This window comes from Herbaspirillum lusitanum P6-12, from assembly GCF_000256565.1.
Lineage (GTDB): Bacteria > Pseudomonadota > Gammaproteobacteria > Burkholderiales > Burkholderiaceae_D > Herbaspirillum > Herbaspirillum lusitanum.
This window is the reverse complement of sequence record NZ_AJHH01000499.1, coordinates 1-13,935: the sequence shown is the minus strand read 5'-3', so window position 1 is coordinate 13,935 and position 13,935 is coordinate 1. Positions and strand designations below refer to the sequence as shown.

11 protein-coding genes and 3 pseudogenes are annotated in these 13,935 nt (G+C 64.2%); 6 read left to right on the top strand and 8 right to left on the bottom strand.

Going from position 1 to position 13,935, the window contains the following annotated elements; translation table 11 throughout:
• Nucleotides 1-34 precede the first annotated feature (34 nt).
• The 5 genes and pseudogenes from HLUSI_RS34270 to HLUSI_RS0116855 form a co-directional block, all read left to right on the top strand.
• Nucleotides 35-469, top strand: a pseudogene (locus HLUSI_RS34270) (TolC family protein); the annotation flags it as partial.
• Between the two features lie 178 nt (nt 470-647).
• The gene (locus HLUSI_RS34265) at nt 648-1,220 is read left to right on the top strand and encodes a TolC family protein (protein WP_330987167.1); all 573 of its coding nucleotides are present in this window, start codon (nt 648-650) and stop codon (nt 1,218-1,220) included.
• Nucleotides 1,221-1,288: 68 nt separating this feature from the next.
• A complete protein-coding gene (locus tag HLUSI_RS0116865; RefSeq protein ID WP_016835084.1) occupies nt 1,289-3,466 on the top strand; it encodes an FUSC family protein in 2,178 nt (725 codons plus the stop codon).
• Nucleotides 3,456-3,656 (top strand): DUF1656 domain-containing protein, encoded by a 201-nt coding sequence (locus tag HLUSI_RS0116860; protein WP_016835083.1) that lies wholly within the window; start codon nt 3,456-3,458, stop codon nt 3,654-3,656. Before HLUSI_RS0116865 ends, HLUSI_RS0116860 begins: the two co-directional genes overlap by 11 nt.
• Nucleotides 3,657-3,699: 43 nt before the next feature.
• Nucleotides 3,700-4,620: an efflux RND transporter periplasmic adaptor subunit gene (locus HLUSI_RS0116855; protein WP_016835082.1), complete on the top strand. Its 921-nt coding sequence runs from the start codon at nt 3,700-3,702 to the stop codon at nt 4,618-4,620.
• On the opposite strand, the gene HLUSI_RS0116850 is transcribed toward HLUSI_RS0116855, so the two are convergent.
• From HLUSI_RS0116850 to HLUSI_RS0116815, 8 genes and pseudogenes are all read right to left on the bottom strand, one after another.
• Nucleotides 4,613-5,929 (bottom strand): Nramp family divalent metal transporter, encoded by a 1,317-nt coding sequence (locus HLUSI_RS0116850; protein ID WP_016835081.1) that lies wholly within the window; start codon nt 5,927-5,929, stop codon nt 4,613-4,615. The genes HLUSI_RS0116855 and HLUSI_RS0116850 overlap by 8 nt on opposite strands.
• A gap of 26 nt (nt 5,930-5,955) precedes the next feature.
• Nucleotides 5,956-6,432, bottom strand: coding sequence for a molybdopterin synthase catalytic subunit MoaE (moaE, locus tag HLUSI_RS0116845; protein WP_016835080.1), 477 nt, complete (start codon nt 6,430-6,432; stop codon nt 5,956-5,958).
• Nucleotides 6,433-6,546: 114 nt separating this feature from the next.
• Nucleotides 6,547-7,915 (bottom strand): annotated as a pseudogene (locus tag HLUSI_RS29165) (GntT/GntP/DsdX family permease).
• 87 nt (nt 7,916-8,002) lie between these two features.
• On the bottom strand, nt 8,003-8,581 hold the full coding sequence (locus tag HLUSI_RS29160) for a class I SAM-dependent methyltransferase (RefSeq protein WP_016835077.1): 579 nt from the start codon (nt 8,579-8,581) through the stop codon (nt 8,003-8,005).
• Nucleotides 8,582-8,668: 87 nt separating this feature from the next.
• Nucleotides 8,669-9,342, bottom strand: a pseudogene (locus HLUSI_RS29155) (class I SAM-dependent methyltransferase).
• A gap of 8 nt (nt 9,343-9,350) precedes the next feature.
• Entirely contained in the window at nt 9,351-9,608 is a 258-nt protein-coding gene (gene moaD, locus HLUSI_RS0116825; protein WP_016835075.1) for a molybdopterin converting factor subunit 1, read from the bottom strand.
• 31 nt (nt 9,609-9,639) lie between these two features.
• Nucleotides 9,640-10,875: a molybdopterin molybdotransferase MoeA gene (locus HLUSI_RS0116820; RefSeq protein WP_016835074.1), complete on the bottom strand. Its 1,236-nt coding sequence runs from the start codon at nt 10,873-10,875 to the stop codon at nt 9,640-9,642.
• An 81-nt stretch (nt 10,876-10,956) separates the two neighbouring features.
• Nucleotides 10,957-12,360 carry an aminotransferase-like domain-containing protein gene (locus HLUSI_RS0116815; protein ID WP_029363635.1) on the bottom strand — a complete coding sequence of 468 codons (1,404 nt, stop codon included), beginning with the start codon at nt 12,358-12,360 and terminating at the stop codon, nt 10,957-10,959.
• 175 nt (nt 12,361-12,535) lie between these two features.
• Here HLUSI_RS0116815 and HLUSI_RS0116810 point away from each other — a divergent pair, with 175 nt between their 5' ends.
• The gene (locus HLUSI_RS0116810) at nt 12,536-13,822 is read left to right on the top strand and encodes a hydroxymethylglutaryl-CoA reductase, degradative (RefSeq protein ID WP_016835072.1); all 1,287 of its coding nucleotides are present in this window, start codon (nt 12,536-12,538) and stop codon (nt 13,820-13,822) included.
• The last annotated feature ends 113 nt before the right edge of the window (nt 13,823-13,935 follow it).

Below are 13,935 nucleotides of genomic sequence, written 5' to 3'. Positions count from 1 at the left end.
ATAAAGCGCCGCGCGCGTGCGCCAGGCCCAGGCCATGGCCGTGGTCGCGCATGCCGGCGAATTGCCGCAGGCGCAGCTGGACGCCGCCGTCGGCCGCAAGGACTGGTCCGACAACGTCTATTACGGCGCCAGCTTCCGCGACAAGCTGACCTGGAACAACACCGCGGTGCTGAGCCTGTCCTACAACCTCGACCTGTGGGACCGCAATCGCAACACCACCGAACGCGCGCAGGATGAAATCCATGCCGTCGCCGCCGACGCCCGTGCCGCCCAGCTCGAACTGGAAAGCAACGTGGTGCGCACCTACGTGCAGCTGTCGCTGCAATACGGCCTGCTCGACAGCGCGCAGGACACGCTGAAACAGGAACAACAGATCCTCGACCTCGCCAACCGCCGCTTCCGTGGCGGCATCGGCACCCAAATGGAAATCACCCAGGCCGAAGTCCCGCTGCCGGAGACCCGCCGCCAGATCGAAGTCTTCAATGAAAATATCGCCCTCACGCGCAACCAGCTGGCGGCCCTGCTCGGCGAAGGTCCCGGCGCCGGCGACAACATCACGCGCCCGGTCATGAACCTGCAAGCCGCGCTCGGACTGCCCAGCGCCCTGCCGGCTGAACTGATCGGCCGCCGTCCCGACATCAGGGCGCGTGGAAGCCTCGGCCAAGGGCATCGCCGTGGCCAAGGCGGCCTTCTATCCCAACGTCAACCTGTTGGCCAGCATCGGCCCGACTGCGGCCGGAGGCGGTTTGCTGAGTTTCCTGAGCGCACGCAACATCACCACCACTTACGGCCCGGCGATTTCGCTGCCGATCTTTGAAGGCGGCCGCCTGCGCGGCCAGCTCGGCGCCACTACCGCCGGCTACGACATGGAAGTAGAGCACTACAACCTGCTCCTGAGCCAGGCGCTCAAGAGCATCGCCGACCAGATCGTCACGCTGCAGGCGATCCAACGCCAGCAGGTGCAGGCCGACCTCTCGGTGGCGGCCGCGCAAAAGAACATCGACATCGCCACGCGCGCCTACCAGCGTGGCCTGACCAACTACGTCAACGTGCTGACCGCGCAGACCCAATGGCAGCACCAGCAACAAGTGGTGCAGCAGTTGCTGGCGCAGAAGCTGACCGCTTACGCCAGCCTCACCGTTGCGCTGGGCGGTGGATTGGAAGTGTCGGCGCCTGAGACCGAAGCGGCGGCCACGCTGCAAGCAGGAGCCGCGCAGTGAGCACCTCAGCCACATCAGCCACCTCAGCCACAGCAACTACTCCGGCGCCTCAGTCGTTCGGACGGCAGTTGCATGATGCCGCCGCCGACTGGTGGCAGACCGATTTCCCCAACTGGATCTACGTTTTCAAGATGGTCTTCGCCGGCCTGCTGGCGCTCGGCATCGGCTACGCGCTCGACCTCGAATCGCCGCGCTCGGGCCTGATCACCGTTTTCATCGTGATGCAGCCGCAGAGCGGCATGATCCTCGCCAAAAGTTTCTACCGCGTCATCGGCACGCTGGTCGGCTCGGCGGCGGTGGTCGTGTTCGTCGGCCTGTTCGCGCAGACGCCGGAACTGTTCCTGCTCGCCACCGCATGCTGGATCGGCCTGTGCACGGTCGGCTCGGCGCACAACCGCAACTTCCGCTCGTACGGTTTCGTGCTGTCCGGCTACACGGTGGCGCTGATCGGCATCCCGGCGGCGCTCAATCCGGCGCTGACGTTCGACTCGGTGATGACGCGCGTGACCGAGATCACCGTCGGCATCGTCTGCGCCGGCGTGGTCAGCGCGCTGGTATTCCCGCAAGCCAGTGCGCCCGGCCTGGTGCGCATCATTCGAGGCCGTTTCACCGCCTTTGTCGACCTGATCGGCAACACGCTCGGCGGCAGCGCCGACCGCAAGGCGCTGGAAGCGACCAATGCGCGCTTCGTCGGCGACATCATCGGACTCGAAGCGCTGCGCAGTTCGGCCATCTTCGAAGACCCGGAAATCCGCCTGCGCAGCGGTCGCCTCACGCGCATGAACAGCGAGTTCATGGCGCTGTCGACACGAGTGCACGCGCTGCACCAGTTGATGAACCGCCTGCACGACAGCCGCAATCCGTCGGCGCAACTGGTGATCGATGCGATCTCGCCCTATTTCCGCGAGGTCCAACCCCTGCTGACCCGCAGCGGCGGCGAGCCGGTGATGACCGCCATCGACGCCGCCGATGCCGCGCTCAAGCTGGAAAGCTACAAACAGGAATTGCCGCGCCGCGTGCGCGCCACCCGCGATGCCCATACCCGCTCGCAGGAACTCGACGACGATGCCGTACTGGATTTCGACACCGCCTCCGAGTTGCTGTACCGCGTGATCGAAGAGCTGCACGCCTACACCCTCACCTACGCCTCGCTGGTGCAACGCCGCCACGAACGCGAACAATGGGAGCACGTCTACGCGCCCAAGACCAGCATGGTCACGGCGAGCATCGCCGGCGCCCGTGCCGCGATCACGCTGATCGGACTGTCGACGTTCTGGATCCTGAGCGGCTGGCCGAGCGGCGACGTCGCGGCGCTCAACGCGGCGGCGTTCTGCGCCATCACTTCGGCCGCACCTGACCCCGCCAAGGCGACCCGCACCGTCACCATGGGCGTGGCGCTGGCGGTGGTGCTGGGCTACTTCTACACCTTCCATATCGTGCCGCAGCTGGACGGATTCTGGATGCTGGCCGCAGCGCTGACGCCGGTGCTGATGCTGGCAGTACTGCTGACCACCAAGCCGACGCTGGCCGGTTACGGACTCGGCATCTGCATCTTCTTCCCGTTCGTGGCGGTGCCGGACAACCTGGCGCATTTCAACGCCGCCGGCTACCTGAACGAATCGATCGCGCTGATGCTCTCACTGGTCGTGACCACCGTCGCCTTCATGGTGCTGTTGCCGCCGACCACCAACTGGACCGTGCGCCATCTCGAAAAGCAATTGCGCAAGCAGGTCGTGCAGGCCTGCTTCGGCAAACTGGCGCACCTGGCGCTGCAGTTCGAAAGCGGCACACGCGACCTGATGCACCAGATCACCATGCTCACCGGCAGCCGTCCTGCATTGCGCAAGGACGCTTTCGGCTGGATGTTCGCCACGCTGGAAATCGGCCACGCCATCATTGAGCTGCGCACCGAACTGCACGGCATCCGCAGCGGCAATCCCGGCCTGTTGTCGCCGGCCGCCTACGCCGCGCTGGATCGTCTGCGGGAAGCTCTGCCGGCGCTGTTCCGCCAGCCCACGCCAGCCACGCTGGCGGCCGTGCTCGACGCCAACAACCGCACCATCGCCGAAGTCCAGCAAGCCATCGGCCCGCATTACCGCGAGCGCAGCGAACGCCATCGCCTGCAACGCACGCTGAGTTACCTGCACTTCATCCGCACCGCCTTGCTCGATCCGCAATCGCCCTTGCAACCCATGCATCAGAACGGCGATGCCGCCACATCTTCAGGAGCCCACCATGCCGCGTGAAATTTCCTTCTTCGACGCCTACGTGCCGACGTTGCTGCTGGCCGTCATCGTCGCCGGCGCCATCGCGCTGGTCGCCGATCGCATCCTCGTGCGCATCGGCCTGTACAACCTAGTGTGGCATCCGGCGCTGTTTCGCGTGAGTTTGTTCACGTGCATCGCGGCGCTGCTCGGACTCGCCATCTACGCTTAAGCAAAAACACAACAGATACAGAAATCATCGGGAGTTACTCATCATGTCGGTCAAATCGATTTTTCGTTTCCTCGTCACGGCGCTGATTTTCCTGGCCGCGATCTTCCTGGCGTGGAGCCTGTGGCAGCACTACATGGTGTCGCCGTGGACACGCGACGGCCGCGTGCGCGCCGAGGTCGTCAACATCGCGCCGGACGTCGCCGGCCAGGTGGTCGACTTGCCCGTGCGCGACAACCAGCTGGTGCACAAGGGCGACCTGCTGATGCAGATCGATCCATCGCGCTACCAACTGGCGCTGCAACAGGCCGAAGCCGCCGTCACCGCCCGCAAGGCCGAGCTGGACGTGCGCCGCGCTGAAGTGGAAGCCCGTCGCGCCGACCTGAACATGCGCCGCGCCCAGGCCCGCCGCCGTGCTGATGTCGATGCGCTGGTGGTCTCGCGCGAAAACCGTGAAGACGCCGGCAGCCAGGTCGCCGGCGCCGAAGCGCAATACCAGGTCGCCATCGCCCAGCGCGACAGCGCCAAGCTCAATCTCGACCGCACCAAGGTCTATGCGCCGGTCGACGGCTACATCACCAACCTGAGCGTGCGTCGCGGCGACTACGCCAGCGCGGGTGCCGCCAAGATCGCCATCATCGACAGCCATTCGTTCTGGGTGTATGGATATTTCGAAGAGACCAAGTTGCCCTACGTCGCCGTCGGCGACAAGGCCAAAATCCAGCTGATCAACGGCGCCACCTTGCGCGGCCACGTCGACAGCATCTCGCGCGGCATCTACGACCGCGACAATCCGCAAAGCCGAGAATTGCTGGCCGACGTCAACCCGACCTTCAATTGGGTGCGGCTGGCGCAACGCATTCCGGTGCGCATCCAGATCGATGAAGTGCCCAAGGATGTGTTGCTGGCGGCGGGCCTGACCTGCACCGTGACGCTGGAGCCCGGCAGCCGCAAAGAAGCTAAATGAACAGCTGAACCACCAGCCAGGTATTGGCCGCGCTGATGCCGAGGAACAGCATCCACACCAGCGCGGCGAGCCACACCGGGTTGGCGAAATCGCCCATCAGGTCGCGCCGGCTGGTCAGCCGGATCAGCGGGAACATGGCAAACGGCAACTGCAGACTCAGTACCACCTGGCTGAGCACCAGCAGGCGTCCGACCGAATGCTCGCCCAGCGTCAGCACGCCGATCAGCGCCGGAATCAGCGCCAGCCCGCGCGTGACCAGGCGGCGCTGCCAGCACGGGATTTTCAGTTTGAGGAAACCTTCCATGATCACCTGGCCGGCAATCGTGCCGGTGAAGGTCGAACTCTGCCCCGCCGCAAACAAGCCCACGCCGAACAGGATCGCCGCGAGTGAAGTGCCGGTGATCGGATCGAGCAAATGATAAGCAACGTCCAGGTCGACCACGTCGGTGCGGCCGCTGCGATGGAAGGCCGACGCCGCGAGGATCAGGATGGCGGCGTTGATCGCCATCGCAATCAGCAGGGACACGGTGGTGTCGACGCGGGTGTAGCGGATCGCTTCGAGCAGCCCGGCGCGGTCGCGTTTCACCGCGCGCGTCTGCACGATGGACGAATGCAAATACAGGTTGTGCGGCATCACCGTGGCGCCGAGCACGCCGATGGCCAGATACAGCGGCTCGCGGCTCGACAGCGCCGCCAGCGACGGCACGAAGCCCTGCACCACGGCGTGCCAGTCGGCTTTCACGAACGCCAGCTGCGCAAACAGGCATACCGCAATCGTCACCACCAGCCCGAGAATGATCGCTTCCACCTGGCGGAATCCACGTCCCTGCAGGCCCAGCACGATCACGGTATCGAGCGCCGTCAGCAGCACGCCGACCGGCAGCGACACGCCCAACAACAATTTGAATGCCAGCGCGCAACCCAGTACTTCAGCGAGGTCGCAGGCGATGATCGACAACTCGGCAAATACCCACATGCCCTTGCCCACCGCCGGCGGATAGTTTTCGCGCGAATGCACCGCGAGGTCCTTGCCGGTGACGATGCCCAGCCGTGCGCACAGGCATTGCAGCACAATCGCCGCCAGGCTCGACAGCATCACCACGAACAGCAATTGATAGCCGAATTGCGAACCGGCCTGCACCGAGGTGGCCCAGTTGCCCGGATCCATGTAGCCGATGGAAATCAGCAGGCCGGGACCGACGTAGACCTTGAGTTTTTGCCAGACGGTGGCGTGCGACGGAACCGAGACGCTGCCGGAAACTTCGGAGGGACAGAACGGTGCGGTAGCAGTGGTCGGAAGACGGAACATGTTGTTATTGTCGGGAGAGAAAAAGCTCAGTCTGCGTTGGAAGAGGATGGATCCGCCTGCCACTTCGACAGTGCCTGATCATCGCTCTCGCGTGCATCCACCCAGCGCGCGCCTTCGGGCGTCCGTTCCTTTTTCCAGAACGGCGCCTGCGTCTTGAGGTAATCCATGATGAATTCGCAAGCGGCGAATGCGACGCCGCGATGCTTCGCCGTCACAGCCACCAGCACGATTTGTTCGAGCGGCTGCAGCGGGCCGACGCGGTGAATGACCAGCGCATCGAAAATCTCCCAGCGTGCCTTGGCGTCGATGACGATCTGCCCGAGCGCCTTCTCGGTCATGCCGGGATAGTGTTCGAGTTCCATCTCCTGAACGCTGGCGCCGTCGTTGAGGTCGCGCACCGTGCCGACGAAACTCACCACGGCGCCAACCTTGGGGTTGTTCAGGCGCAGCGCGGCGATCTCGGCGCTGAGGTCAAAGTCGGCAGTCTGGACGCGGATCGGCATGGGGGAAGCAGTCAAATGGAATCGCGTCCATTGTACCTAAAGTGGCCGGCTGCCCGGCCGCAGAAACGACAAGTCCCGGACTTGCCGGGACTTGTTCAGCACGAGAAACGATGCTCAGGTCAGCACGCCCCACAACAGCAGCGTCATGACCAGTCCGACCACCGACACGATGGTCTGGATCACCGACCACGTCGCGAAGGTCTGCTTGAGATCGAGGCCGAAGTATTCCTTCACCATCCAGAAGCCGGCATCGTTGACGTGGCAGAAAAATACCGAGCCGGCGCCGATCGCCAGCGCCATCAGCGCATTGTGCGTGCCCGACAGGCTCGCCACCAGCGGCGCGACGATGCCGGCCGTGGCGGTCGTGGCCACGGTCGCCGAGCCGGTTGCCTGGCGCAGCGCCACGGCGATCAGCCAGGCCAGCAGGATCAACGGCACGTGGGTGCCGGTCGCCACCTTGGTAATCGTGTCGCTGATGCCGGCGGTCAGCAAGGCTTGCTTGAGGCCGCCGCCCGCGCCGATGGTCAGCAACAGGCCGGCGATCGGCGGCAAGGCCTTGCGCAGGATGGCGCCGACGTCGGTGCGGCTGACGCCACGGCTCCAGCCCAGCACCACTACCGCAAACAGCACCGTCACGGTCAGCGCGATGATGGGTTCGCCGAAGAAGTTGAGCATCTCGAACAAGGTCGTCTCAGGCATGACCCAGATCTTGGCGACGGTGCGACCCAGCATCAGCACGACCGGCAACAGGATGGTGATCAACGACGGCAGGAAGCCCGGTTGCAGTTCAGGCGCCTGCTGGCCCTTGAACAAGGCGCCGATCTGCTCCGGTTCACCGATGGGCATGCGCGGCGCGAGCCACATGCCGTACAGGGGGCCGGCCAGGATCACTGCCGGAATCGCCACCACAAACCCCAGCAGCATGGTAGTGCCGAGATCTGCATGCAAGGCACTCACCGCGATCAGCGGACCCGGATGCGGCGGCAGCAAGGCGTGCAAGGTGGTCATGCCGGCCAGCGCCGGAATCGCCACGCGCAGGATCGGTTGTTGCGAACGGCGCGCCATCACGAAGATGATCGGCGCCATCATCACCAGGCCGACTTCGAAGAACAGGGGCAAGCCGACGACCAGCGCCACCAGCGCCATCATCCACGGGATCGCCGCGCCTTTGGCGTAACGTAAAAGTGTCGTGACGATCTTGTCGGCCGCGCCCGAGTCGGCCATCAGTGCACCCAGCATGGCGCCCAGCGCGATGATGATACCGGCTTCGCCGAGGATGCTGCCGGCGCCCTTGCTGAACGAGGAGGCGATCTTTTCCAGCGGCGCCGGTGCCGGCGATGAACGTGCCCAGCAGGATCGAGAGGAAGGGAGCGATTTTGAGTACGCTGATCAGCACGACAATGGCGATCAGCGCGATCAGGACGGACAGCAGCAGGCGCGTGTCCTGGACCGCCCAGGCGGCAATTTCAGTGGTCAGGTGCAAGATATCTCCTTGTCTTCAACATATGAGCGTCTCCTCACTTGGTTCCTGCCTGCTTTTTCCCGCGCGCTACATTGGCGCCGGCTTTTTTTAACTGCGCCTGACTGTCGCCAAAGTCCCGGCAGGCTTGCGCCACACCGTGGCCAGCCACGCCTGCTCGGAACGCAGCAAGCCGTCGGGACGGTAATAATGCCGGATTTCGACAAAGCCTGCCGCCGTCATGAAACCGCGCCATGCCTCGAGGTCGTGGTACGAACCATAGCGCCCGCTGCTCCATCCTTCGCTGTTGCTGCCGCGCGGATTGGAACAGAACAGCACCCCCTCCGGCTTCAGCGTAGCGTGCAATTGACCTAGCACGCGCGGCAGTTCCGCGACGGGGACATGGAACAACGAGGCGTTGGCGAACACGCCGTCGAAGAAGGCGGCGGGCAAGTCCAGTTCAAAGAAGTTCTGCTGCCACACTTCACAGCCGGAATCGGCGCGCGCCATCGAGCCGGGCGGGGGGCCCCCGCCGGTGCCGGCGATGAACGTGCCCAGCAGGATCGAGAGGAAGGGAGCGATTTTGAGTACGCTGATCAGCACGACAATGGCGATCAGCGCGATCAGGACGGACAGCAGCAGGCGCGTGTCCTGGACCGCCCAGGCGGCAATTTCAGTGGTCAGGTGCAAGATATCTCCTTGTCTTCAACATATGAGCGTCTCCTCACTTGGTTCCTGCCTGCTTTTTCCCGCGCGCTACATTGGCGCCGGCTTTTTTTAACTGCGCCTGACTGTCGCCAAAGTCCCGGCAGGCTTGCGCCACACCGTGGCCAGCCACGCCTGCTCGGAACGCAGCAAGCCGTCGGGACGGTAATAATGCCGGATTTCGACAAAGCCTGCCGCCGTCATGAAACCGCGCCATGCCTCGAGGTCGTGGTACGAACCATAGCGCCCGCTGCTCCATCCTTCGCTGTTGCTGCCGCGCGGATTGGAACAGAACAGCACCCCCTCCGGCTTCAGCGTAGCGTGCAATTGACCTAGCACGCGCGGCAGTTCCGCGACGGGGACATGGAACAACGAGGCGTTGGCGAACACGCCGTCGAAGAAGGCGGCGGGCAAGTCCAGTTCAAAGAAGTTCTGCTGCCACACTTCACAGCCGGAATCGGCGCGCGCCGCGCCATCTCGACGAAACTGGGCGTGCCGTCCAGGCCGATGGCGCGATGGCCGAGCTTGCTGAACGTCCGCAGGTCGCGGCCGGGACCGCAGCCGAAGTCGAGTATCGTCAGCGGCGCCGATGCCGATGGAGATTCCGATATGGCATCAAGCAAGGCATTGATGTTCTGGCTGACGTCATGGTCGCGCGTGCCTTCGCGGAAGTCGTCGGCGCGTCCTTCGTAGTGCGCCAGCGTGCCGCCGGCAATGCGATCGAGGTCTTCCTTCTGCAGTGGCATGATCTCTCTCAACCGCCGGTTACCGGCGGGAAGAACGCGACTTCGCCGCCCTCTTCGATCAGCGTGCCCGGTTCGACCATGTTGTGGTCGTAGGCCATGCGCAGCGCCTTCTCCGGCGACAGCACTTCCATCCAGAGGCCGCCGCGTCCCATCAGGAAGGCACGTACGTCGCCGACGGTCTTGACGTGGTCGGGCAAGTCGATGATCTCTTGCGTGACGCCGAGCGCTTCACGCACGCTGGCAAAAAAACGGAGTTCTATTTTCATGTGATTCTGGTCCTGAAAAATATCGGCGTGCTCAATGCAGCAAGTGATCGAAGGGAATGAAGCGCACCAGATCGCCCTCGGCGATGGTCTTGCCGGCCGGATTGTCGATCAGGCCGTCGCCCCAGACGGTGGAAGTCAATACGCCCGATCCCTGTTTCGGGAACAGGTCGAGGCCGCCGGCATCGTTGAAACGCGCGCGCAGGAATTCCTGGCGGCGGTCGGCCTTGTGCCAGTTGAAATCGGCGCGCAGCGTCAAGGTGCGCGGCGCGACGTTGTCGATGCCTTGCAGGCGCAACAGGAACGGCCGAACGAACACCAGGAAGGTGACGAAGGTCGATACCGGATTGCCCGGCAGGCCGAGGAAAAACGCTTTGCCGCTGCCGCGATTGATCTCGCCGAACGCCAGCGGCTTGCCCGGCTTCATGGCGATCTGCCACATGTTGAGGCGGCCTTCGGCCTCGACCGCCGGCTTGACGTGGTCTTCTTCGCCGACCGAGACGCCGCCGCTGGTGATGATCAGATCATGGCTGGCCGCCGCCGCGCGCAAGGTGTCGCGCGTGGCTTGCAACCGGTCGGGCACGATGCCGAAGTCTTTCACCTCGCAGCCGAGGTTTTCCAGCAGGCCGCGCAGCAGGAAACGGTTGGAGTTGTATATCGCGCCGGGCTTGAGCGCTTCGCCCGGCATGGTCAGTTCGTCGCCGGTGAAGAACACCGCCACGCGCAACTTGCGCAGTACCGGCAGGCTCGCCAGACCGACCGATGCGGCCAGCCCCAGCTCTTGCGGACGCAAGCGCACGCCGGCCGGCAGGATGGTGTCGGCGGCTTTGATGTCTTCACCGGTTTCACGAATCCACTCGCCTGCTTGCGGTACATGACGCACGATGACATGGTCGCCGTCGGCATCTTTACTGAACTCACAGGCTTCCTGCATGACGATGGCGTCCGCGCCTTGCGGCACCATCGCGCCGGTGAAGATGCGCGCGGCCGTGCCGGGCTCCAGCGCGACGCCGACATGGCCGGCCGGAATGCGTTGCGACACCCGCAGGCGCGTCTCGCCGCTCGCGCATTCCGCTGCGCGCACGGCGTAGCCGTCCATCTGCGAATTGTCCATGCCCGGCACGTTGATCTGCGATACCTGCGGCGCGGCCAGCACGCGGCCGTTGGCCTCCAGCGTGGGAATGGTTTCGGCCTGGTTCAGCGGCACGGCCGACTTGAGCAGGAATTTCAATGCTTCGGCGACGCTCAGCAGTGGTGGTTTGGCTAACATGGAAGGTAAGTGATTGCCCTGGAAAGGCATCCATTCTAGAGCAAACCGGCTCGCCGCCCCTGCTTGCCCTGCGGAACGCTTTCAGGGCAGCAAGCCCTGCATCGCCGCCGCGAAACGCGGATCGCCGAGCAGGCCGACGTTGTAACGCGACCAGCGCGACGGCGCTTCGGTATCGATATGGAAAATGCTGCCCGGCGCGGTGACGATGTTCTGCCGCATCAGCGCCTGCGCCAGCGCCTTGGAATCCGGATAACCCGGCATCGCCGCCCACAGGTACATCGATTGCGCCGGCGAGCAGAACAGTTCCGCGCCCATGTTCTCCAACAGACGCCGCGAGCTCTCGGTCGCCTGCGTCAGGCGATCGCGCAGACGCGCGGCATGGCGGCTGTAATGGCCTTCGCTGAGGATGACGTCGAGCGTGCGCTCGCAGTATTCGGAACTGCTCACGTGCACCAGCATCTTGATGTCGGCGAGGTCGCTGGCGAGATCGCGATGACAGGCCAGGAAGCCCACGCGCAAGGCCGCCGACACCGATTTCGAAAAACTGCCGACGTAGATCGTGCGGCGCAGCTGATCCAGCGTGGAAATGCGCGGCGCGGCGTTGGGCTTGAAGTCGGCGAAGGTATCGTTCTCGACGACGATGGCGTTGTAGCGATCGGCCAGTTGCAGGATCTTGTGCGCCTTGTGCGGCGAGGTGTCGGAACCGGTCGGATTGTGCGCCAGCGTCTGCGTGAAGAACAGGCAGGGCTTGCCGATCTTGAGCTCGCGCTCAAGCGCCTCGAGGTCCGGCCCGTCGGCCAGGCGCGGGATGCCGACGATGCGCGCGCCGCCCAGCTTGAGCTTGCCGAACAGCATGTAGTAGCCGGGCTCGTCGACCAGCACGCGGTCGCCCGGTTTGACGAAATTGCGGATCACGATATCGAGCGCCTGATTCGCGCCATGGGTCAGTACGATCTGGCTGGCCGAGGCGTCGATGCCGTGATTCGCAAGCCGATGCACCAGGTGCTGGCGCAGCGGCTGGTAACCGAAACGGCTGCCGTAGCCGAACAAGGCGCCGAGGCCGGTGCGCACCACCTTCTGGTGGAATTTGTCGAGCCGTACTTCGTTGAGCCAGTCCACCGGCGGGAAGCCGTCGCCCAGCCGCAAGTGCTCGGGATCGCTTTTCAATTGTTCGCGCATGAGCCAGACCACGTCCATCGCGCGGCTCAGCGACGAGGCTTCGTCGTCGTCCTTGATCGCCGGCGCCGCCGCGCAGACGAAGAAACCGGAACCGCGGCGCGGCTCCAGCACGCCCAGCGCGGTCAGGTAATCGAAGGCGTTGACGATGGTGTTCTTGGCGCAGTCGTGGGTTTTCGCCATGTCGCGGATCGACGGCAGGCGGCTGCCCGGCGCATAGACGCCTTCGCTGATCTGGCGCCGGATCAGTTGCACCAGCCGTTGCGTCAGTGTGGAAGGAATGGAAGAAGAAGGTGAAACGCTGGGCATGGCGGCTCCGGGCGGATGTTGCATCGCAGGACAAGTGTCTTGGGTACAGTTGTTGCACTGTTCGTCAAAAGTGTACCAAATAAATTGGGTACAGCCTGCTATTCTTGCCTGCATTCCATCCGGCTCCTGCCGGTGCATAAGACTGAGACAACACTGAGACAAAGCAGAGGCATACATGACCGTCGACTCCCGACTCCCGCAATTCCGTTCGCTCAATCCGCAACAACGCCTGGAGCAGATCGCCCAGCGCGCCAACCTCACGGCAGACGAAGTCGCCCTGCTCGCCAATCCGGCCGCGCTGCCGCTGGAAGTCGCCAACGGCATGATCGAAAACGTGATCGGCACCTTCCAGATACCGATGGGCGTGGCCGGCTATTTCCAGTTGAACGGCAAGGACGTGCTGGTGCCGATGGCCGTGGAAGAACCCTCGGTGGTCGCGGCCGCCTCGTTCATGGCCAAGCTGATCCGCGACTGCGGCGGCTTCCAGACCTCCAGCAGCCTGCCCCTCATGCGCGCCCAGATCCAGCTGACCGGCATCAGCGATCCGCACGGTGCGCGCCTGGCCATCCTCAAGGAAAGGCAGGCCATCATCGACATCGCCAATAGTCGCGACCAGTTGCTCCAGCAGCTGGGTGGCGGTTGCCGCGACATCGAGGTGCAGGTCTTTCCCGACACCCGACGCGGCGCCATGGTGGTGACCCACCTGATCGTGGATGTGCGCGACGCCATGGGCGCCAATACCGTCAACACCATGGCCGAAGCAGTGGCCGGCCATATCGAACAGATCACCGGCGGCAAGGTGCGCCTGCGCATCCTGTCCAACCTCGCCGACCTGCGCCTGGCGCGCGCCCACGTGCGCGTCTCGCCTGAAGCGCTGACGACGGCCGACTACGACGGCGCCGACGTCATCAACCGCATCGTCGACGCCTATACTTTCGCCGCCGTCGATCCTTACCGCGCCGCCACGCACAACAAGGGCATCATGAACGGCATCGACCCGGTCATCGTCGCCACCGGCAACGACTGGCGCGCGGTGGAAGCCGGCGCGCATGCCTATGCCTGCCGCAACGGACACTACACTTCGCTCTCCACCTGGGAAATCGGCAACGACGGCCACCTGGTCGGCACGCTGGAGATCCCGATGCCGGTCGGCCTGGTCGGCGGCGCCACCAAGACGCATCCGCTGGCGCGCCTGGCGCTCAAGATGATGGACGTCAAATCGGCGCAGGAACTGGCCGAGATCGCCGTCGCCGTCGGCCTCGCGCAAAACATGGCCGCCCTGCGCGCGCTCGCCACCGAAGGCATCCAGCGCGGCCACATGGCGCTGCATGCCCGCAATATCGGACTGGCGGCTGGGGCATCTGCAGAAGAGATGGATTGGGTGGTGCAACAAATGGTCGCCGCCAAGGACGTACGCGTCGATTTTGCAGTCAAGCTGCTGGCGCAGCGACGCGGGAAGTAAGCTATAACATGGCAGGCAAAAGCAATACCGCAGCAGTAACGGCAGCACCAAAGCAATCACAGATCGCTTCATCAGAAAGCATCGACAACAAGGAGACACCATGCAAGCACACT